17 protein-coding genes are annotated in these 19,769 nt (G+C 72.7%); 15 read left to right on the top strand and 2 right to left on the bottom strand.

Going from position 1 to position 19,769, the window contains the following annotated elements:
• Positions 1 to 305: 305 nt before the first annotated feature.
• A complete protein-coding gene (locus ACF08W_RS12515) occupies positions 306 to 2,108 on the bottom strand; it encodes a glycoside hydrolase family 15 protein (protein ID WP_392279240.1) in 1,803 nt (600 codons plus the stop codon).
• 426 nt (positions 2,109 to 2,534) lie between these two features.
• On the opposite strand from ACF08W_RS12515, the gene ACF08W_RS12520 reads away from it, so the two are divergent.
• The 14 genes from ACF08W_RS12520 (at position 2,535) to ACF08W_RS12585 (ending at position 17,891) form a co-directional block, all read left to right on the top strand.
• Positions 2,535 to 4,196, top strand: coding sequence for a CTP synthase (locus ACF08W_RS12520; RefSeq protein WP_352280564.1), 1,662 nt, complete (start codon positions 2,535 to 2,537; stop codon positions 4,194 to 4,196).
• Between the two features lie 92 nt (positions 4,197 to 4,288).
• Complete coding sequence (locus tag ACF08W_RS12525; protein ID WP_352280563.1) at positions 4,289 to 4,915, top strand: NUDIX hydrolase; 627 nt, start codon at positions 4,289 to 4,291, stop codon at positions 4,913 to 4,915.
• Between the two features lie 173 nt (positions 4,916 to 5,088).
• Entirely contained in the window at positions 5,089 to 7,152 is a 2,064-nt protein-coding gene (locus ACF08W_RS12530; protein ID WP_392279241.1) for a tetratricopeptide repeat protein, read from the top strand.
• Between the two features lie 143 nt (positions 7,153 to 7,295).
• A complete protein-coding gene (gene ald, locus ACF08W_RS12535) occupies positions 7,296 to 8,411 on the top strand; it encodes an alanine dehydrogenase (protein ID WP_392279365.1) in 1,116 nt (371 codons plus the stop codon).
• Between the two features lie 369 nt (positions 8,412 to 8,780).
• Entirely contained in the window at positions 8,781 to 9,896 is a 1,116-nt protein-coding gene (locus ACF08W_RS12540; protein WP_352280561.1) for a ParA family protein, read from the top strand.
• Positions 9,893 to 10,486: a hypothetical protein gene (locus tag ACF08W_RS12545; RefSeq protein WP_385218159.1), complete on the top strand. Its 594-nt coding sequence runs from the start codon at positions 9,893 to 9,895 to the stop codon at positions 10,484 to 10,486. Before ACF08W_RS12540 ends, ACF08W_RS12545 begins: the two co-directional genes overlap by 4 nt.
• Before the next feature lie 111 nt (positions 10,487 to 10,597).
• Positions 10,598 to 11,668: a segregation/condensation protein A gene (locus ACF08W_RS12550; protein ID WP_392279242.1), complete on the top strand. Its 1,071-nt coding sequence runs from the start codon at positions 10,598 to 10,600 to the stop codon at positions 11,666 to 11,668.
• Positions 11,665 to 12,312 carry an SMC-Scp complex subunit ScpB gene (scpB, locus tag ACF08W_RS12555; RefSeq protein WP_352280559.1) on the top strand — a complete coding sequence of 216 codons (648 nt, stop codon included), beginning with the start codon at positions 11,665 to 11,667 and terminating at the stop codon, positions 12,310 to 12,312. Before ACF08W_RS12550 ends, scpB begins: the two co-directional genes overlap by 4 nt.
• A complete protein-coding gene (locus tag ACF08W_RS12560) occupies positions 12,312 to 13,433 on the top strand; it encodes a pseudouridine synthase (protein ID WP_392279243.1) in 1,122 nt (373 codons plus the stop codon). Before scpB ends, ACF08W_RS12560 begins: the two co-directional genes overlap by 1 nt.
• A gap of 135 nt (positions 13,434 to 13,568) precedes the next feature.
• Entirely contained in the window at positions 13,569 to 14,222 is a 654-nt protein-coding gene (gene pnuC / locus ACF08W_RS12565; protein ID WP_392279244.1) for a nicotinamide riboside transporter PnuC, read from the top strand.
• Positions 14,219 to 15,298: an AAA family ATPase gene (locus tag ACF08W_RS12570; RefSeq protein ID WP_392279245.1), complete on the top strand. Its 1,080-nt coding sequence runs from the start codon at positions 14,219 to 14,221 to the stop codon at positions 15,296 to 15,298. The genes pnuC and ACF08W_RS12570 overlap by 4 nt, the downstream gene beginning before the upstream one ends.
• Positions 15,295 to 16,029, top strand: a complete 735-nt coding sequence (locus ACF08W_RS12575) for an NUDIX domain-containing protein (RefSeq protein WP_392279246.1) — start codon at positions 15,295 to 15,297, stop codon at positions 16,027 to 16,029. The genes ACF08W_RS12570 and ACF08W_RS12575 overlap by 4 nt, the downstream gene beginning before the upstream one ends.
• Positions 16,026 to 17,048, top strand: coding sequence for an ADP-ribosylglycohydrolase family protein (locus tag ACF08W_RS12580; RefSeq protein ID WP_392279247.1), 1,023 nt, complete (start codon positions 16,026 to 16,028; stop codon positions 17,046 to 17,048). Before ACF08W_RS12575 ends, ACF08W_RS12580 begins: the two co-directional genes overlap by 4 nt.
• A 3-nt stretch (positions 17,049 to 17,051) precedes the next feature.
• Positions 17,052 to 17,891, top strand: a complete 840-nt coding sequence (locus tag ACF08W_RS12585; RefSeq protein WP_385218146.1) for a DNA polymerase beta superfamily protein — start codon at positions 17,052 to 17,054, stop codon at positions 17,889 to 17,891.
• On the opposite strand, the gene ACF08W_RS12590 is transcribed toward ACF08W_RS12585, so the two are convergent.
• On the bottom strand, positions 17,859 to 18,575 hold the full coding sequence (locus tag ACF08W_RS12590; RefSeq protein WP_392279248.1) for a DNA polymerase beta superfamily protein: 717 nt from the start codon (positions 18,573 to 18,575) through the stop codon (positions 17,859 to 17,861). The genes ACF08W_RS12585 and ACF08W_RS12590 overlap by 33 nt on opposite strands.
• Positions 18,576 to 18,674: 99 nt before the next feature.
• Between ACF08W_RS12590 and ACF08W_RS12595 the strand changes: the two genes are divergently transcribed.
• Complete coding sequence (locus ACF08W_RS12595; protein WP_352280551.1) at positions 18,675 to 19,760, top strand: prephenate dehydrogenase; 1,086 nt, start codon at positions 18,675 to 18,677, stop codon at positions 19,758 to 19,760.
• The last annotated feature ends 9 nt before the right edge of the window (positions 19,761 to 19,769 follow it).

The following is a 19,769-nucleotide window of genomic DNA, read 5'->3' on the forward strand; positions in this document are numbered from 1 at the left end:
CCCTTCGGGCCTGCTCGGCGGCATCGCTCATGCGGGTAGCCCACCGGGTCGGCCGGTCTCGCCGCAACCGGATTCGTCCGCCGTGCGGGGAGCCCGGAGGACGACCGGCGCATACGGTGCCCGGTCGGGGGACGGGCGGCGTTCGCCCCGGCGTCCGGGGCGGCGGCCCGATCGGCCGCCGAACACCGGACCGTCCCGGTCGCCCGCGCCGAGGACGACCGGGACGGTCCGATGCACGAAATCAGGTGCGGCCACGACATCCCGCGCGGAATCCGGCACGGGCGGACGGGACCGCGCCCGGCCGGTCAGCCGACGTACGCCCCGCTCGCGGTCAGCCGCAGTGCCGTGTCGATCAGCGGAACGTGGCTGAACGCCTGCGGGAAGTTGCCCACCTGGCGCTGGAGCCGGGAGTCCCACTCCTCCGCGAGCAGGCCCAGGTCGTTGCGGAGCGACAGCAGCCGTTCGAAGAGCTGACGGGCCTCGTCGACCCGGCCGATCATCGCCAGATCGTCCGCCAGCCAGAACGAGCAGGCCAGGAAGGCGCCCTCGTCCCCCTCCAGACCGTCCACCCCGGCGTCATCGCCGGACGTCGGATAGCGCAGCACGAAGCCGTCCTCGGTGGACAGCTCCCGCTGGATCGCCTCGATCGTGCCGATCACCCGCTTGTCGTCCGGCGGCAGGAAGCCCATCTGCGGGATCAGCAGCAGCGAGGCGTCCAGTTCCCGTGAGCCGTAGGACTGGGTGAAGGTGTTGCGCTCCGGGTCGTAGCCCCGCTCGCAGACGTCGCGGTGGATCTCGTCGCGCAGCTCGCGCAGCCGCTCCACCGGGCCCTCCGCGTCCCCGGACTCGATGAGCTTGATCGTCCGGTCGACGGCGACCCAGGCCATCACCTTCGAGTGGACGAAGTGGCGGCGCGGGCCGCGCACCTCCCAGATTCCCTCGTCCGGCTCGTCCCAGTGCTTCTCCAGGTACTCGATCAGCTTGAGCTGGAGCCCCGTCGCGTAGTCGTTGCGGGTCAGGCCGGTCATGTGGGCCAGGTGCAGGGCCTCGGTGACCTCGCCGTACACGTCGAGCTGGAGCTGGCCCGCCGCGCCGTTGCCGACCCGGACCGGGGCGGAGTTCTCGTAGCCGGGCAGCCAGTCCAGCTCGGCCTCGCCCAGCTCGCGCTCGCCCGCGATGCCGTACATGATCTGGAGGTTCTCCGGGTCACCGGCGACGGCCCGCAGCAGCCACTCGCGCCAGGCGCGGGCCTCCTCGCGGTAGCCGGTGCGCAGCAGCGAGGAGAGGGTGATCGCGGCGTCGCGCAGCCAGGTGTAGCGGTAGTCCCAGTTCCGGGAGCCGCCGACGTCCTCCGGCAGGGAGGTGGTGGGGGCGGCGACGATGCCGCCGGTCGGCGCGTACGTCAGGGCCTTGAGCGTGATCAGGGAGCGGACCACCGCCTCGCGGTAGGGCCCGTGGTACGTGCACTGGTCGACCCACTCGCGCCAGAAATCGACGGTCGCGTCCAGCGAACCGTCCGGGTCCGGCAGGCCCGGCGGCTCGTGGTGCGAGGGCTGCCAGCTGATGGTGAACGCCACCCGGTCGCCCGGCGCCACGGTGAAGTCGGAGTACGTCGTGAGGTTCTCGCCGTACGTCTCGGCGGAGGTGTCCAGCCAGACGGAGTCCGGGCCCGCGACGGCGACCGTGCGCCCGTCGACCTTGTGCACCCACGGGGTGACCCGGCCGTAGCTGAACCGCATCCGCAGCTCCGAGCGCATCGGCACCCGGCCGCTGACCCCCTCCACGATCCGGATCACCTGCGGGGCCCCGTCGCGCGGCGGCATGAAATCGGTCACCCTGACCGTGCCGCGCGGGGTGTCCCACTCCGATTCCAGGATCAGGGAGTCCCCGCGGTAGTGACGGCGGTCCGCCACCTGCGGCCCCGTCCCGTCTGCGGGCGCCGGGCCGAGGCGCCAGAAGCCGTGCTCCTCGGTGCCGAGCAGCCCCGCGAAGACGGCGTGCGAGTCGAAGCGGGGAAGGCAGAGCCAGTCCACCGTGCCGTCCCGGCAGACCAGCGCCGCGGTCTGCATGTCTCCGATGAGTGCGTAATCCTCGATGCGCCCGGCCACGTGCAATCTCCAGTCGAACGGCCATGGAGCCCCGTAGGGCATTGCTGCGAAAGAAGGGGAAAACGGGAAACAGAGTGTCGTCGCAAGGCCTTGGTATGGGGAAACCCGCGAACGCTTCACCTCGCCCGGGGCGAGTGGTCCGAGCAGGATACGACGCACTCCGTTGATCCGCGCGACGGTCTTGACAACCGGACAGGTCCGAACGGGTGTGTGTACGGACACCCGCGGTGATCGTGCGTGGTGGGGGGCCGGGACGCCGCCGGAAGCGGGTCCCACTCGGCGCTGTTACCCTGGTAGCCCGTGGACCGGTGGTCGTCCGCAACCGCAGACGAGGCCCCCGAACCGCAGCGACGGCACCTCCGGAGTCTCCGGACGACACAGCCGGTACGCACCTCACGATCGCGACCACGGGAGCCCCCTTTGGCTATGCAGCCCACATCCACGACGACCAAGCACATCTTCGTCACCGGGGGTGTCGCCTCATCCCTCGGCAAGGGTCTGACTGCCTCCAGCCTCGGTGCCCTGCTCAAGGCGCGTGGCCTCCGGGTCACCATGCAGAAGCTCGACCCCTACCTCAACGTCGACCCGGGCACGATGAACCCGTTCCAGCACGGTGAGGTGTTCGTCACCAACGACGGCGCCGAGACCGACCTGGACATCGGCCACTACGAGCGCTTCCTCGACGTCGACCTCGACGGCTCCGCCAACGTCACCACCGGCCAGGTCTACTCCCAGGTGATCGCCAAGGAGCGGCGCGGCGAGTACCTCGGCGACACCGTGCAGGTCATCCCGCACATCACCAACGAGATCAAGCACCGCATCCGCCGCATGGCCACCGACGACGTCGACGTCGTGATCACCGAGGTCGGCGGCACGGTCGGGGACATCGAGTCGCTGCCGTTCCTGGAGACCGTCCGCCAGGTCCGCCACGAGGTCGGCCGGGACAACGTCTTCGTCGTCCACATCTCGCTGCTGCCCTACATCGGCCCGTCCGGCGAGCTGAAGACCAAGCCCACCCAGCACTCCGTCGCCGCGCTGCGCAACATCGGCATCCAGCCCGACGCCATCGTGCTGCGCGCCGACCGCGACGTGCCGACCGCCATCAAGCGCAAGATCTCCCTGATGTGCGACGTGGACGAGGCCGCCGTGGTGGCCTGCGTGGACGCCAAGTCGATCTACGACATCCCGAAGGTGCTGCACACCGAGGGCCTGGACGCCTACGTCGTGCGCAAGCTCGACCTGCCGTTCCGCGACGTCGACTGGACGACCTGGGACGACCTGCTGGACCGGGTCCACAACCCCGACCACGAGGTCACCGTCGCGCTGGTCGGCAAGTACATCGACCTGCCGGACGCCTACCTCTCGGTCACCGAGGCCATCCGGGCCGGCGGCTTCGCGAACCGGGCCCGGGTCAAGGTCAAGTGGGTCGCCTCCGACGACTGCAAGACCGCGGCGGGCGCCGCGAAGCAGCTCGGCGACGTCGACGCGATCTGCGTCCCCGGCGGCTTCGGCGACCGCGGTGTCGACGGCAAGATCGGCGCCATCCGCTACGCCCGCGAGAACAAGCTGCCCCTGCTCGGCCTCTGCCTGGGTCTCCAGTGCGTGGTCATCGAGGCCGCGCGCAACCTCGCGGAGATCCCCGACGCCAACTCCACCGAGTTCGACGCCGCCACCGCGCACCCCGTCATCTCGACGATGGAGGAGCAGCTGGCGTACGTCGAGGGCGCGGGCGACCTGGGCGGCACCATGCGGCTCGGCCTGTACCCGGCGAAGCTCGCCGAGGGCTCGGTGGTCCGCGAGGCGTACGAGGACCAGCCGTACGTGGAGGAGCGACACCGCCACCGCTACGAGGTCAACAACGCCTACCGGGCCGAGCTGGAGAAGAAGGCCGGCCTGGTCTTCTCCGGCACCTCCCCGGACAACAAGCTCGTCGAGTACGTCGAGTACCCCCGCGAGATCCACCCCTACCTGGTCGCCACCCAGGCGCACCCGGAGCTCCGCTCCCGCCCGACCCGCCCGCACCCGCTCTTCGCGGGCCTGGTCAAGGCGGCCGTCGAGCGCAAGACCGGTGCCAACCCGGGCAAGTAGTCCGGGGCCGCGCAGGTATTAACGTTGACCGGGGTACGGATCCGCGAAGGACTCCGTGCCCCGGTTTCCGTGGTTTTCGTGGGAGGACGCAGATGGGTTTCCAGGACACGCCCGAGGAGTGGCAGGTCACCAAGACCGAGACGCCCTTCACCGGCAACAAGACCAGCGTCCGCACCGACGAGGTGGTGATGCCGGACGGCACCGTCGTACGCCGCGACTACCAGGTCCACCCCGGTTCGGTCGCCGTGCTCGCGCTCGACGCGGACGGCCGCGTCGTCGTGCTGCGCCAGTACCGCCACCCGGTGCGCCACAAGCTCTGGGAGATCCCCGCCGGACTGCTCGACGTCCCCGGCGAGAACCCGCTGCACGCCGCCCAGCGCGAGCTGTACGAGGAGGCGTACGTCAAGGCCGAGGACTGGCGGGTGCTGACCGACGTCTTCACCACACCGGGCGGCTGCGACGAGGCCGTACGGATCTTCCTGGCCCGCGGCCTCTCCGAGGCGGACGGGGAGCGCTTCGAGGTCTCCGAGGAGGAGGCCGACATGGAGCTGGCCCGGGTGCCGCTCCAGGAGCTGGTCCGGGGGGCGCTCGCGGGGGAACTGCACAACAGCTGCCTGGTGATCGGTGTCCTCTCGCTGGCGGCGGCCCTCGCCGGGGACGGGATCGACGCGCTGCGCCCGGCCGAGGCGCCCTGGCCGGCCCGCCCGTTCACGGTCTGACGGGCCACCCGCCCAACAAACCCGCACGGTCCTTCGATCGGACAAGCCGTTGATCCGATCGGGGGATCCGTGCGGCACGCTCCGCCGAGAACGCCCGCGCGCCTGAACTACGCTCGGAACGCCCTGACCGGAGTCCCGGGGGGCGACGCGTGCAGCGAAGTGGAGCGTGGCCCGTGACGGATCAGGCGGTGGACACCAGCGGCCCGGTCGAGGCGCCGGGAGCCGAGGAGCCGTCCGGTGCCGCCCCACCCCGATTCCTCGGCCGGGAACGGGAGTTGAAGTCCCTGCGGGCCGACGTCGGGCACGCGGGTCTGGACACCCTGGCCGGCCGCCGGGCCGCCCGCCCCCGGGTCCTGCTGATCGCCGGGCGTCCCGGATCCGGCCGTACCGCGCTCGCCGACGAGCTGGTCCGGGAGCTGCTCGCCGAGGGCGGCCACCCCGACGGGCCGTTCCGCGTCCGGCTCACCGAACCCGGCGGCACCCCGGTCCCCACCGAGCGCACCGCCCGTGAACTCCTCGACCGGTTCGGCGTGACCGGCCCGCCCGGGGCGGACGGGGACGAGCTGGCCGGGATGGTCCGCGACCAACTGGCCGGGCGGCGTGCCGTGCTGGTCCTGGACGACGCGGTGGACGCCGAACAGGTCGACCCGCTGCTGCCGGACAACCCGGACTGCCTGGTCGTCGCCACCTCCGGGGGCCCGCTGACCGGCATTCCGGGCGTCCGGCCCTGCACCATCGGCGGACTGGAGGCGGGCCCGGCCGTCCGGCTGCTGGCCCGGCTCATCGGCGAGGTGCGGATCACCGTCGACCCCCGGACCGCCGAGACCCTCGCGGAGGAGTGCGGCGGGCTGCCGGCCGCCCTGGTGCTGGTCGGCGGCTGGCTCGCCGCGCACCCGATGGCCTCGGTCGCCGACGCCACCCGGCGGCTGCGCGAGTCGGCGGACACCATCGAGCCGTCCGCCGGTCCCCGTCCGCTGGCCCGCGCCTTCCGGCTGGCCCACGACGCGCTGCCGCCGGTGTCCGCCCGGATACTGCGGCTGCTCGCCCTCGCGCCCGCCGGCCTCGTCGACGCCCACACCGCGTCCGCGCTGGCCGGCTGCTCCGTATCGGCCGCGCAGCGGGCCCTCGACGACTTCGTCTCCCTCGGGCTGCTGCACGGCGACGAGGCCGGTCGGCCGCAGTACGAGGTGCCCGGCTGCCTGGCGCCGCTGCTGCGGGAACTGCTGGCGGAGCGGGACCGGCCGGCGGAGATCCAGCTGGCCAGGGCCCGGATGCTGGAGCGGACCGTCCGGCTGCTCCAGTCCTGCCGGGCGGTCACCGAGCCCGAGGGCTCCCCGGTCCGCCGCAGGCTCGCCGGGCTGCCCAGGTCGCTGCGGTTCCCCGGACCGGAGGCCGCCGTCGCGTGGCTGCGGGCCCGCAAACCGGCCCTGCTCGCCGCCGCCCGGGCGGCCGTCGAGGACGGCGAGCTCGACACGCTGGCGCGGAGGCTGGTCTCGGCCCTGGTGCGGGCGCTGGCGGTGCACGAGGGCACCGAGTCCGCCGCCCCGGACCTGTACGGGCTGCACGGCCTGGTGCTGGCGGTCGCCGAGCGGCGCGGGCTGGCGCGCGAACAGGCCGCCGCGCTGCTCAACCTCGCCGACCTCGACGCAGGGAACGGCCGCACCCGGGAGGCGCTGGCCCGCTACAGGGCCGCGCTGGACGCCGGACGGGCCGCGAAGGACCTGTACGCCACCGGCCGCGCGATGGAATCCGTAGCCGGCGCCTACGCGGAGCTCGGGGACTTCCAGCGGGCCTCCGACTGGTACGGCCGGGCGCTGGCCCACCGGCTCGGCCAGGGGGAGCGGGCCGAGGAGGCCCGGCTGTACGGACGGCTCGGCGCCGTGCACACCTACGCCGGGCGGTACGGCGAGGCGCTGCGGAACTGGCGTGCCGCGGCGGCGGGCTACCGCAGGCTCGGGGACGTACCGGGCCAGGCGCGGGCGCTCAGCGAGGTGGCCCGGGTCCAGGAGTACGCGGGGCGGCCGCAGGAGTCGCTGCGGACCTGCCAGGAGGCCGTCGAATGGGCCCGGCGGGCCGAGGACGTACGGCTCCAGGCGGCGCTGGAGCTCCGGCTGGCCGACACCCTCGACCGGCTCGGCGACCCGGCGGCGGCCGGGCTGCACCGGGGCGTGGCGGAGAGACTGCTGAATCAGAAGGATGTGACCTACGAAATCCGCAGTGCCCCGACAGAAAAATAATGCTTTGTAAGGCTAGACACCGAGAAACCCTTCATTAGAATGGTCGTGCCGCGTGTGTTCGCGGTGTCTCCATTTACGTAGTGTCTATCCGGGTATGTATTGCTATGTCCGGATAACCCTCTGAGTCAAGGACCGTGATCGACGTGAAGGTCGGCATCCCCCGCGAAGTCAAGAACAACGAGTTCCGCGTGGCGATCACGCCTGCTGGTGTGAACGAGCTCGTCCGCAACGGCCACCAGGTCGTCGTCGAGAAGGAGGCCGGCCTCGGCTCCTCGATCACGGACGACGAGTACACCGCCGCCGGAGCCGAGATCCTCTCCACCGCCGACGAGGTCTGGGCCGCCGCCGACCTGATCCTCAAGGTCAAGGAGCCGATCGCCGAGGAGTACCACCGCCTCCGCAAGGACCAGACGCTCTTCACCTACCTGCACCTCGCCGCCTCCCGCGAGTGCACCGACGCCCTCCTCGCGTCGGGCACCACGGCCATCGCCTACGAGACGGTCGAGACCGCCACCCGCGCCCTCCCGCTGCTCGCCCCGATGTCCGAGGTCGCGGGCCGCCTCGCCCCGCAGGTCGGCGCCTACCACCTGATGCGCTCGGCCGGTGGCCGCGGCGTGCTGCCGGGCGGCGTCCCGGGCACGGCGGCCGGCAAGGCCGTCGTCATCGGCGGCGGCGTCTCCGGCTGGAACGCCACGCAGATCGCCGTGGGCCTCGGCTTCCACGTCACGCTGCTCGACAAGGACATCAACAAGCTCCGCGAGGCGGACAAGGTCTTCGGCACCAAGGTGCAGACCGTCGTCTCCAACGCCTTCGAGCTGGAGAAGGCCGTCATCGAGGCCGACCTGGTCGTCGGTGCCGTGCTCATCCCCGGCGCCAAGGCCCCGAAGCTGGTCACCAACGAGCTCGTCGCCAAGATGAAGCCCGGAAGTGTCCTTGTCGACATCGCGATCGACCAGGGCGGCTGCTTCGAGGACTCGCACCCGACGACGCACACCGACCCGACCTTCAAGGTCCACAACTCGGTCTTCTACTGCGTCGCGAACATGCCGGGCGCGGTGCCGAACACCTCCACCTACGCCCTCACCAACGCCACGCTCCCGTACATCGTGGAGCTGGCCAACCGCGGCTGGGTCGAGGCGCTGCGCCGCGACGCCGCGCTCGCCAAGGGCCTCAACACCCATGACGGGCAGGTCGTCTACCGCGAGGTGGCCGAGGCGCACGGCCTGGAGCACGTCGAGCTGAGCTCGCTCCTCGGCTGACGGGTCAACCTCGTTCGTCAACCTCACGTGTCCGGCCGGACCTTGCCGAGCAAGGTCCGGCCGGAGGCATGTCCGGGTCCGGTCCGGCCGGCGTGCGACTCGTCTCGAACGTGAGCCTTCGACCGATTCGTACACCCGGGAAACACGCACGCCGGTGGCCGCACGCCCTTGACAGCGGGGTGTTCGATTGCCGACACATCGGGCCGGGTCCGGCGGATTGTGTTGCTGCGGAGCGGTGACACGCCATAGAGTCGCCAATCGTCGGCATGGTGCCACGCTGACCTATCGATAAGTTTCCTGGTCACATCCAAGGAGGTAAGACGACTTGTGAATGAGTCGACATTTACTCCCGGGGGTGTCCGGCCAGGAATGTCCGCGCGGAGCCAGAGCCCGAACGGGCTGGAGGCTGTCGGCTCCGTCGCTGTCCGCACCTTCGCCACCCAACAGCACATGACGACAGCCCCCCAGATGATGGACGGCCTACACGTGAACGCCATGGCCGGCAACGAGAGTGGCCGGGACACCGCCCACTTCGCCGACTTCGACGAGCCCCAGGGGCACTTCTACGACCCCGACGCCGAGTACGAGCCCGATCCGGAGTACGCGGCCACCCTCGCGCCCGACGCCGCCCGGCAGCGCCGCGAGCGGATCGGCCCGACCGGCCGCCCCCTGCCCTACTTCCCGATCCCGGGCCCGCTGACCGATCACGGTCCCGCGAAGATCATCGCGATGTGCAACCAGAAGGGCGGCGTCGGCAAGACCACGTCGACCATCAACCTGGGTGCCGCGCTCGCCGAGTACGGACGGCGCGTCCTGCTCGTCGACTTCGACCCGCAGGGAGCCCTCTCGGTCGGACTGGGCGTCAACCCGATGGAGCTCGACCTCACGGTCTACAACCTGCTCATGGAGCGGGGCATGTCGGCCGACGAGGTCCTGCTGAAGACCGCGGTCCCCAACATGGACCTGCTGCCCAGCAACATCGACCTCTCGGCCGCCGAGGTGCAGCTGGTGAGCGAGGTGGCCCGGGAGTCCACGCTCCAGCGCGCCCTGAAGCCGCTGCTGGCCGACTACGACTACATCGTGATCGACTGTCAGCCCTCGCTGGGCCTGCTCACGGTGAACGCCCTGACGGCGGCCCACAAGGTCATAGTGCCGCTCGAGTGCGAGTTCTTCGCCCTGCGCGGGGTGGCGCTGCTCACCGAGACCATCGAGAAGGTCCAGGAGCGCCTCAACCCCGACCTGGAGCTCGACGGCATCCTCGCCACCATGTACGACTCCCGTACGGTGCACAGCCGCGAGGTCCTCGCGCGCGTCGTCGAGGCGTTCGACGACCACGTCTACCACACGGTCATCGGGCGCACCGTGCGCTTCCCGGAGACCACCGTCGCCGGTGAGCCCATCACCACCTACGCCTCCAACTCGGTCGGTGCCGCCGCCTACCGCCAGCTCGCCAGGGAGGTGCTCGCCCGGTGTCACGCCGAGTGAGTCTGCCCGGGGCCGACGAACTGTTCCGCACCACCGGGGGGATGGGGCTCCAGGCATCCTCGCCCGTGGAACGGCGGCGCAAGGCGAACAGCGAGACCCGGGTGCCCGCTCCGGCCGGTGAGGGCGACGCCGCGGTGGACGGCGCCGGGACGGACCCGGACCGGGCCGCTGGCGTCGCGCGCGAGGAGCACTCCGCGGCCGACGCCGACGCGGGGGAGCCGCGCAGCCGGGCCGGTGACGAGGACCGGTCCGCGGCGGCCGGACGCGGCGGCCAGCGGCAGACCCCGGCGCCCGCCGCCCAGGAGGCGGCCTCCGCCGCCGTCCAGCAGCAGCGGCGGCGCGGGAGCGCGGGCGGGCGCGGTTCGAACCGCCGCCCCAGCGGCCGCGAGCGGCACGACGAGAAGATCACGGTCTATGTCTCGGCCGAGGAACTGATGGACCTCGAACACGCCCGCCTGGTGCTGCGCGGGGAGCACGGGCTGGCCGTCGACCGCGGGCGGATCGTCCGCGAGGCGGTCGCGGTGGTCCTGGCCGACCTGGAGTCCCGGGGCGACGCGAGCATCCTCGTACGGCGGCTGCGCGGCCGCTGACGGGCACGGCGCCGGTAGCCTGCCCGAGGGGCGGCCGCCGGACGAGCGGTGCGGCCCCCTCCCGTACGGGCCGAAGCCCGCCGCCCGTATCCCGCTCGCCCCTGGACCCTCATGCCGACGACCGACGAATCCGCCCGCGCCCGCCGCCGCCCCCTGGGACGCGGTCCGGGCTCCGCGGCGGTGCCGGAACGGCACGACGAGGAGATCCGCGAGACCTCCGAGCCGCAAGGGCCGCAAGAGGCGCCAGAGACGCACGAGGCGTCCGAGGCGTCGGAGGGGCCCAGGTCGTCCGAGGCGCCTGCGGCTTCCGACACCCCCGAGGCGGCTGAAACCCCCGAGGCACCCGCGCCCGTGTCCGGCCCGGACGCCACCGACGGGCGGTTCACCGTCCGGCTGGCGAACTTCGAGGGGCCGTTCGACCTGCTCCTCCAGCTCATCGCCAAGCACAAGCTGGACGTGACCGAGGTCGCGCTCTCGAAGGTCACCGACGAGTTCATGGCGCACATCCGCGCGATGGGCCCGGACTGGGACCTCGACCAGACCACCGAGTTCCTGGTCGTCGCCGCGACCCTGCTCGACCTGAAGGCCGCCCGGCTGCTGCCCGCCGCCGAAGTGGAGGACGAGGCGGACCTGGCACTGCTCGAAGCCCGGGACCTGCTCTTCGCCCGGCTGCTCCAGTACCGCGCGTACAAACGCATCGCGGACATCCTCAGTGAGCGGCTGGCCTCGGAGGAGCGGCGCTTCCCCCGCACCGTCGGGCTGGAGCCGCACCACGCGGAACTGCTGCCCGAGGTGGTGATCGGCATCGGGGCACGGCGGTTCGCCGAGCTGGCCGTGAAGGCGATGCAGCCGAAGGCCCCGCCCCAGGTGTACGTCGACCACATCCACGCCCCGCTGGTCAGCGTGCGGGAGCAGGCCGGGATCGTGGTGGCCCGGCTGCGCGAGGCGGGCGAGGCCAGCTTCCGCACGCTCACCGAGGACGCCCCCGACACCCTCACCGTCGTCGCCCGGTTCCTCGCGCTGCTGGAGCTGTACCGGGAGAAGGCCGTCGCGCTCGACCAGCCCGAGGCGCTCGGCGAGCTGCTGGTGCGCTGGGCCGGGGGAGAGGGGGCCAGGCCCGTGGTCACGGACGAGTTCGACAGCGAGGCGCGCGACGCCGAGGAGGAGGACGGGAAGGCATGAACCAGCAGGAGACGGGCGACCCCGCCGTCGCGGAGCTCGACCTCAAGCCCGCGCTGGAGGCCGTCCTCATGGTCGTCGACGAGCCCGCCACCGAGGAGCACCTCGCCAAGGTGCTGGAGCGGCCCCGCCGGGCCGTCGCCGACGCGCTGCGCGAGCTGGCCGACGACTACACCGTGCAGCGCCGGGGCTTCGAGCTGCGGCTGGTCGCCGGCGGCTGGCGCTTCTACACCCGGCCCGCCTACGCGGCGGCCGTCGAGCGCTTCGTCCTGGACGGCCAGCAGGCCCGGCTGACCCAGGCGGCGCTGGAGACCCTCGCGGTGGTCGCGTACCGCCAGCCGGTCAGCCGTTCCCGGGTCTCCGCGGTCCGCGGCGTGAACTGTGACGGGGTCATGCGAACCCTGCTCCAGCGGGGTCTGGTGCAGGAGGCGGGCACGGAACCCGAAACAGGTGCGATCCTGTACAGGACGACGAACTACTTTCTGGAGCGGATGGGCCTGCGTGGCCTGGATGAGCTCCCGGAGCTCGCGCCCTTCCTCCCCGAGGCGGACGCGATCGAGGCTGAGACGCTAGAGGGTGTGCCGTCGTTCGATCCGGACGCACCGGACACCCCGGATACCCACGCAGACGACAAGACGGAATTTTGATGCGAAGCAGTGGCAGGAACAGCGGAAGCGGCAACAGCGGCGGCCGGAGCGGCAGCGGCGGCGGCCGGAACCCCCGCGGCGCGGGCGCCGGGCGCGACGGCAGGCAGGAGCAGCGCCCCCGCCGCCCCCGCCCCGAGGAGCGCCGCTACGACGTGGGCTCCGGCGAGCAGGGCGGCGACGGCCCCCGCAAGGGCCGCGGCGCCGCGGCCCGGGGAGGCGCCAAGGGCGGCCCGCGCACCCCGCAGTCGGGTGGCGGACGCAGCGGCGGCGGTGACCGGCGCCGCCAGGGCGCCCCGTCCCGCCCGCGCGAGCTCGACGCCAAGATCGAGCAGCGCAACCGGGACCGCTACGCGAACAAGCCCGAGATCAAGACGCCCCGGACGCACCCCGGCGCCGAGCAGGAGGGCGAGCGGCTGCAGAAGGTCCTCGCCCGCGCCGGCATGGGCTCGCGCCGGGCGTGCGAGGAGCTGATCGAGCAGGCCCGCGTCGAGGTCAACGGCGAGATCGTGGTCGAGCAGGGCATGCGCGTCGACGTGCACAAGGACGAGATCAAGGTCGACGGCCTGACCGTCGCCGCCCAGTCCTACCTGTTCTTCGCGCTGAACAAGCCGGCCGGTGTCGTCTCCTCGATGGAGGACCCGGACGGCCGCCAGTGCCTCGGCGACTACGTCACCAACCGTGAGACGCGGCTCTTCCACGTCGGCCGGCTGGACACCGAGACCGAGGGCATCATCCTGCTCACCAACCACGGCGAGCTGGCCCACCGCCTCACCCACCCCAAGTACGGGGTGAAGAAGACCTACCTGGCCGCCATCCAGGGCCCGCTCCCGCGCGACCTGGGCAAGCGGCTCAAGGACGGCATCCAGCTGGAGGACGGGTACGCCCGCGCCGACCACTTCCGGGTCGTCGAGAACACCGGGAAGAACTACCTGGTCGAGGTCACCCTCCACGAGGGCCGCAAGCACATCGTCCGCCGGATGCTCGCCGAGGCGGGTTTCCCGGTCGAGCGGCTCGTCCGCACCTCCTTCGGGCCGATCCCGCTGGGCGACCAGAAGTCCGGCTGGCTGCGCCGCCTCACCAACACCGAGGTCGGCATGCTGATGCGCGAGGTCGGTCTGTAACGACCGCCCGGCCGTCCGCTCCACGACCCGCGGCCGGTCCCCGTCCCCGAAATCCGGGACAGGGACCGGCCGCGGGTCTTTTCCCTGCCCCCTCCCCGCTTTATAGTCAATATGACTATTAAGAAGGAGGCGGGCGTGAGTCTCGCGGAGTACCTCGATCCCCTGCAACAACCCCTGGTGACGGTGCTCGGCACCCCGGTCAGCTGGACCGAGGTGCTCGGCTTCGGCAGCGGGGCGCTCTGCGTATGGCTCGTGGCCCGCCAGCACCTCGCCAACTGGCCGATCGGCATCGCCAACAACGTCTTCTTCATCCTGCTCTTCACCCAGTCCGGCCTGTACGCCGACGCCGGACTCCAGATCGTCTTCATCGCCCTCGCCGCCTACGGCTGGTGGACCTGGACCCACGGGGGTGGACCGGGCTCACCCGGCCTGCCGGTGCGCCGCACCACGCGCACCGAATGGGCCTGGCTGCTCGCGGCGGGGGCGGTGGGGACCCTCGCCCTGACCGTCCTGCTCGCCCGCGCCACCGACTCGACCGTGCCCTTCTGGGACGCCCTGACGACCGCGCTGTCCCTGACGGCGACGTACGGGCAGTGCCGCAAGCTCGTCGAGTCCTGGTGGCTCTGGATCGCCGCCGATGTGGTGTACATCCCGCTCTACGCGTACAAGGAGCTCTATCTGACCTCGCTGCTGTACTGCGGCTTCCTGACGCTCTGCCTGATCGGCCTGCGCAACTGGCGCCGCGATGCGGCCGGGGAGCGGCGCGAGCCCGTGGGGGCGGTGGCATGAGGCGCTTCGGACACGGACTGGTCCTCGGCAAGTTCTACCCGCCGCACGCCGGCCACCACCACCTGGTCCGCACCGCGCGGGACCGCTGCGACCGGCTGACCGTGCTGGTCTGCGCCGCCTCCGTCGAATCCGTGCCGCTCGCCGACCGGGTGGCCTGGATGCGCGAGGCACACCCGGACGTGACGGTCGTCGGCGCCGTCGACGACATCCGGATGGACGTCCACGACCCGGCGATCTGGGACGCGCACATGGCCGTCTTCACCGAAGCCGTCCCCGAACCGGTGGACGCCGTCTTCACCTCGGAACCGTACGGGGACGAACTGGGCCGCCGGTTCGGCGCCGCGTCCGTCTGCGTCGACCCGGACCGCACCCGCTTCCCCGTCTCCGGCACCGCCGTCCGCCAGGACCCGGTCGGCTGCTGGGACTTCCTGGAAGCGCCGGTCCGGGCCGCCCTCACCCGCCGGGTCGTCGTGCTCGGCGCCGAGTCCACCGGCACCACGACCATGGCCCGCGACCTCACCCGGCACTACCGCGCCCGCGGCGGGGTCTGGGCCCGGACCGCCCGCGTCGACGAGTACGGGCGGGAGTTCAGCGAACGGAAGCTGGCCGCGCTCCGCTCCCGCCACCCCGGCGCCCAGTGGGAGGACGTCGTCTTCACCACCGACGACTTCCCGCTGATCGCCGAGGTCCAGAACGCCCGGGAGGAGGCCGCCGCGCGGACCGGCTCCCCGGTCCTCATCTGCGACACCGACTCCTTCGCCACCACCGTCTGGCACGAGCGCTACGTCGGCGGCCGCAACCCGCTCGTCGAGCGCACCGCCGACCGGATCGCCCACCACCTGTGGCTGCTCACCGACCACGAGGGCGTCGCCTTCGAGGACGACGGGCTGCGCGACGGCGAGGAGCTGCGCCCCTGGATGACCGACCGCTTCCGGGCCGAACTCACCCGTACCGGAAGGCGGTTCGTCGAACTCACCGGGACCCGCGAGGAACGCCTGGCCACCGCGGTCGCCGCCGTCGACGCGCTGCTCGCCGACAGCTGGCGGTTCGCCCCGCCCCTGCCGGAGAACCGGTGAGCGCCCGCGCCCCCGAGGGCTACGACCCGCGCGCCTTCGAGCCCTTCGCGGTCACCGTCGACCTCGCCGTCTTCACCGTCCGGGGCGGCCGGCTGCACGTCCTCCTCGTCGAACGCGGCGAGGAGCCGTACCGGGGGCAGTGGGCCCTGCCCGGCGGCTTCGTCCTGCCCCGCGAGTCCGCCGGGACGGCCGCCCGCCGGGAGCTCGCCGAGGAGACCGGGCTGACGGAGGACGCCGTCAGCGCCTTCCACCTGGAGCAGCTGCGCACCTACAGCGATCCGGACCGCGACCCCAGGATGCGGGTCGTCTCGGTCGCCTACGCCGCCCTCGTGCCCGACCTGCCCGAACCGCGCGGCGGCGGGGACGCGGCCAGCGCCCGGTGGTGGGAGACCGCCGACGCCGGCCCGCTCGCCTTCGACCACGACCGCATCCTCGCCGACGCCCACGAACGGATCGGCGCCCGGCTCGAGTACAGCTGTCTGGCCACCGCCTTCTGCCCGCCCGAATTCACCCTGGGGGAGCTCCAGCAGGTGTACGAGACGGTCTGGGGCGTCGAGCTGGACCGGCCCAACTTCCGGCGCAAGGTCCTCACCACGCCCGGCTTCGTCCAGGCCGTGGAAGGGGCCCCGCGCCGCACCGGCGGACGGGGAAAACCGGCCGCGCTCTACCGGGCGGGTGCCGCCACCGCGCTGCACCCGCCGCTGCTGAGACCGGAAGGAAGAACCACATGACCGTGACCGGGACCACCACCAAGCAGGCCGCCACCGGCACGCTCACCGGGCTGGCGCTCGGCGACGCGCTGGGCTTCCCGACCGAGTTCAACAACGTGCCGTCGATCCTCGCGAAGTGCGGGCCCTGGCGCACCATGCGGCTGCCGAAGCCGGCCTTCGTCACCGACGACACCCAGATGACGCTGGCCCTGGCGCGCGGCATCCGCACCGCCATGGACCGGGGCCCGCTCACCGGTCCGCGGCTGGTCCGCCCGGTCCGCGAGGAGTTCGTCGACTGGTACCACTCGCCCGACAACAACCGGGCCCCCGGCCGCACGTGCATGACCGCCTGCCGGCTGCTCGACGGCGACCGGCCCTGGCAGGAGGCCAGCCAGACCGGCTCCAAGGGCTGCGGCGCCAACATGCGGGTCGCCCCGATCGGCCTCGTACCCGGCCTGAGCGACGAACAGCGTTCCGGGGCGGCCCAGTTGCAGGCCGCCCTCACCCACGGCCACCCGACCGCGCTCGCCGCCTCCGACCTGACCGCCCGCGCCGTGCACCTGCTGGCGCGGGGCGCCGACCCGGCGGGCCTGCTCGGACAGCTGCGCTCCTACGCGTACGAGAACAGCGGCCGGTACCTCACCCGCTGGCTCGGCGACCTCTGGCGGTACGCGGGCGACCCCTCGCCCGAGCGGTACGCCCGGCGCGGCTGGGAGGAGTGCCTGACCGCCCTCGACCGGGTCCAGGACGCGCTGCGCGACCCGTCCCCGGAGACCGACCCGTGCGAGCGGACCGGCGACGGCTGGATCGCCGAGGAGGCCCTGGCCACCGCCCTGCACTGCTTCCTGCTCTTCCCCGAGGACCCCGTCACCGCCCTCCGCCGCGCCGCCTGCACCCGGGGCGACTCCGACTCCCTGGCCTGCCTGACCGGCGCCTTCGCCGGGGCCCACCGGGGAGCGGCGGCCTGGCCCGAGGAGTGGGCGGAGCGGATCGAGTACCGGAGCGACCTGCTGGCCCTGGGGGCGCTCTGGGACGCTTGAGCCATGCGTACGAAGAACGAACATCTCGACGGCGACCTCGGGGCGGCCGGACTGCCGGTCACGGATCTCGCCCCGGTCATCGCCGGGGAGCGCCACCCGCTGCTGTTCGCCACGGTCTCGGGGGCGCATCTGTACGGGTTTCCCTCCGCCGACTCGGACGTGGACCTCCGAGGGGTCCATCTCCTGCCCGCGGAGGACCTCGTGGGACTGCGCGAGGCCGAGGAGACGTGCTCGCGGATGTGGGACGCGGACGGCGTCGAGATGGATCTCGTCACGCACGACCTGCGGAAGTTCGTCCGGCTGATGCTGAAGCCGAACGGCTATGTGCTGGAACAGTTGCTCTCGCCGCTGGTCGTGCACACGGGCGGGATCCACGCGGAGCTGTCGGCCCTGGCGCCGGGCGTGCTCACCCGCCACCACGCCCACCACTACCGGGGCTTCGCGGGTACCCAGTGGCGGCTCTTCGAGAAGACCGGCGAACTGAAACCACTGCTCTACACGTTCCGGGCCCTGCTCACCGGGATCCACCTGATGCGCCGCGGTGAGGTGCTGGCCCATCTGCCCTCCCTCCTCGCCGAGGTGGCGGAGGCCCCGTCCTACCTGCCCGGTCTGATCGAGGCGAAGGCCGCGGCCGAGCACGGGGGAGCGGAGGAGGCGGCCGGTGTCCGGGCGGCCCGGGACGTCGAGGCGCTGCACGAGGTGCTGGACCGGGCCCGGGCCGCCTCACGGCTCCCGGAGACCGCGGGCGGGTTCGACGCCCTGCACGACCTCGTGGTGCGGGCGAGGCTGGGAGGCCGGGACACCCCCTGGCTAGGCCCTGTCCCAGGACCCGTCGGGCCATGAGGCCGAGGCCCGGCGGGTGCGGACCAGGAAGTCCTCCACCCGGGCCCGGTCCGGTCCGGGCGGGAGCGGGGAGTCCCGGACCGCCTCGTCGTTCCGCTCGATCAGGCGGTCCATCCGGCGCTCCACCTCCGCCCACGGCACCTCGCCCCGCTTCACCGCCAGCAGCTCCTCGCGGGCCGCGCCCACCTCGATCGTGAGCGCCCCGGTGCGCAGCAGGTCCAGGCAGGAGGCCAGCAGGCGCAGCAGGTGCATGGCGTGCTTCCAGCGCGGCACCCCGTACTGCCGTACGTCGGCCTCCAGCTTCCGGCGCTGGCCGACGGCGTAGCGTACGAAGGTCTGGTGGGCCTGCCGGGAGAGGAAGGCGCCGCGCAGGGCGAGCAGCTCCCGGCCCACCGCGTCGGCATGGTCCACCAGCGGGGAGTGCAGGCACTCCAGCACATTGGGATTGGCCCGCAGCGCCAGTTCGCAGAACCGCTCCAGCTCCCAGGAGAACTGCTCCGGGGCCGGCCCCTCGACATGGGTCGGCGGCTTCTCGAACCGCCAGAACAGCGGGGTCGGCGCGAGGAACACCCCGCGCCGGTCGGTGTCGCTCCCCTCGGTGGCCAGCCCGAAGGCGCGCGAGCCCATCACACAGGAGTAGACCGTGTGGTCGCGGACGAGGGCCTCGGGTCCGGGAGTGATCATGACGGCGAGCGTACGGGAGCGGAATCGGCTTGCGCCGGGGATTACGGCCAGCCCTTAGGCTGACGGGTAACACCCCCGCACCCGCAAGGACATTGCCCAGTGAGAACCGCCGTCGTCATCGGAACGGGCCTTGTCGGCACCTCCGCGGCCCTCGCCCTCGCCGGGCGCGGCATCCAGGTCCACCTCCGCGACCACGACCCCGGCTCGGTCCGCACCGCCGCCGCGCTGGGCGCGGGCACGGGCGAGGCGCCCGAGGAGCGGGTGGACCTGGCGATCGTCGCCGTGCCGCCCGCCCATGTGGCTCCGGTGCTCGCCGACGCCGTACGGGAGGGCGTGGCCCGCGGCTACCTGGACGTCGCCAGCGTGAAGGGCGGCCCGCGGCGCGAGCTGGAGGCCCTCGGCCTGGACCTCACGCACTACATCGGCACGCACCCGATGGCGGGCAAGGAGCGGTCGGGCCCGCTCGCCGCGAGCGCGGACATGTTCGAGGGGCGGCCCTGGGTCCTCACGCCGACCCGGGACACCGACACCGAGGTGCTCAACCTGGCCCTGGAACTGGTCGCGCTCTGCCGCGCCGTCCCGGTCGTGATGGACGCCGACGCGCACGACCGGGCCGTCGCCCTCGTCTCCCACACCCCGCAGCTGATCTCGTCGATGGTCGCCGCCCGGCTGGAGGAGGCCGACGAGACCGCCGTACGCCTCTGCGGGCAGGGCATCAGGGACGTCACCCGGATCGCCGCCTCGGACCCCCGGATGTGGGTGGAGATCCTGGCCGCCAACCCCGGCCCGGTCGCCGACGTGCTGGCCGGGGTCGCCGCCGACCTGGAGGAGACGGTACGGGCGCTGCGCGGCCTGGAGTCCGCCGACGACGACCGCCGCCGCGCGGGCACCGAGGGCATCGAGGACGTGCTGCGGCGCGGCAACGCGGGCCGGGTCAGGGTGCCCGGCAAGCACGGCACCGCCCCCACCGCCTACGAGACGGTCACCGTGCTCATCAGCGACCGGCCGGGCGAGCTGGCCGGGATCTTCGCCGACGCCGGACGGGCCGGGGTCAACGTCGAGGACGTGCGCATCGAGCACGCCACCGGGCAGCAGGCCGGTCTGGTGCAGCTGATGGTCGAGCCGAGCGCGGCCCCCGGGCTGAGCGCCGCGCTGCGCGAGCGCGGCTGGTCGATACGGCAGTAGGCACGGGGC

It is taken from the genome of Streptomyces sp. NPDC015144, from assembly GCF_043079735.1.
Classification (GTDB): domain Bacteria; phylum Actinomycetota; class Actinomycetes; order Streptomycetales; family Streptomycetaceae; genus Streptomyces.